At 69.9% G+C, this 1,251-nt stretch carries 2 protein-coding genes; both read left to right on the top strand.

The features are described 5' to 3' along the window. Positions 1-360 (top strand): ABC transporter substrate-binding protein (locus FJ980_RS32515; RefSeq protein ID WP_348640674.1); only part of this gene is annotated, 360 nt, incomplete at its 5' end. An 11-nt stretch (positions 361-371) separates the two neighbouring features. Continuing rightward, a partial coding sequence (locus tag FJ980_RS32510) for an iron chelate uptake ABC transporter family permease subunit (RefSeq protein ID WP_140547549.1) occupies positions 372-1,251 on the top strand: 880 nt, incomplete at its 3' end.

Below are 1,251 nucleotides of genomic sequence, written 5' to 3'. Positions count from 1 at the left end.
GTCAGCAGCCTCGGCGATTCCAGGCACTTCCGCGCCTTCGGCCGCGACTCCATGTTCGGTGACGTGCTCACACGGCTCGGCCTGGTCAATGCCTGGTCCGAAGAGACAAGTTACAGCGCGGCAGCACCCGTTGGCCTGGAGGCGCTGGCGCGGGTGCCCGAGGCCTCCATCCTGATCGTCTCGCCCTTGCCGGCGGATGTCGGGCGCTCGCTTCCCACCAATGCGTTGTGGAACGCGCTGCCGGCCGTGAGCAAAGGCCGCGTCGCGGTGCTCGAAGCGATCAACCATTTCGGCTGCCTGCCGTCGGCGCGCCGCTTCGCGCGGCTGGCGACGGCGGCGCTTGCGGGTCATGCTTCGTGACGGAGCGCGCCATGGCCCGGAGCGAGATGCCTCACCGCACCATCGGCGGCGCGCGGTCGCCCATCATCCTGTGGGGCCTGCTCGCGGGGCTGGCCACACTCTTGTTCGCATGGCGCGTCGGCATGCAGCAGCCGGCATCGGTGCCGGGCGATCTCCAGCATGTCATCCTGTTCTACAGCTCGCTGCCGCGCGCCGTCGTAGCGGTGCTGGCGGGCGCCGTGCTCGGCCTGTCCGGCCTGCTGTTGCAGCATGTGCTGCGCAATCCGCTGGCGGAACCATCGACGCTCGGCATTTCGGGCGGCGCGCAACTGGCGATGACGCTCGCCTCGCTTTACGCGCCGTTGCTGATGGAGCGATCGCAAGGGCTGGTGGCCTTTGCCGGCGGCACCGCCGCTGTGCTGCTGGTGCTGGCGTTGACCTGGCGGCGCGGGCTGGAGCCGGTGTCGGTCGTGCTCGCCGGAATGATGGTGGCGCTGACCGCGAGTTCCGTCAGCGCCGCGCTGATCCTCGCCAATGGCGACTACCTGTTCTCGCTGTTCATCTGGGGCGGCGGGTCGCTGGTGCAGCAGGATTGGCGACCGGCCATCGCGCTGACGATCAGGCTGGCGGCCGGCGCCGCCGCGGCGCTGATGCTGCTGCGGCCGCTGACCATCCTTGGCCTCGACGACGCCTCGGCTCGCGGCCTTGGCGTTGCCCGCCACACCAGCCGCTTTCTCATCATCGCTCTTGCGGTATGGATGGCAACGACGGTCGCGGCGCAGATCGGCGTCATCGGTTTCGTCGGCCTTGCCGTGCCGGCGCTCGCCATGCTTTCGGGCGCGCGCACCCTGCGGCAGAAGCTGATCGCCGCGCCGCTGATCGGCGCGGTACTGCTGTGGCTGACGGACGGGC

Source organism: Mesorhizobium sp. B1-1-5 (genome assembly GCF_006443065.1).
Lineage (GTDB): Bacteria > Pseudomonadota > Alphaproteobacteria > Rhizobiales > Rhizobiaceae > Mesorhizobium.
Note: the sequence above shows the minus strand (reverse complement) of the source record. Positions and strands in the feature narration are given on the sequence as shown.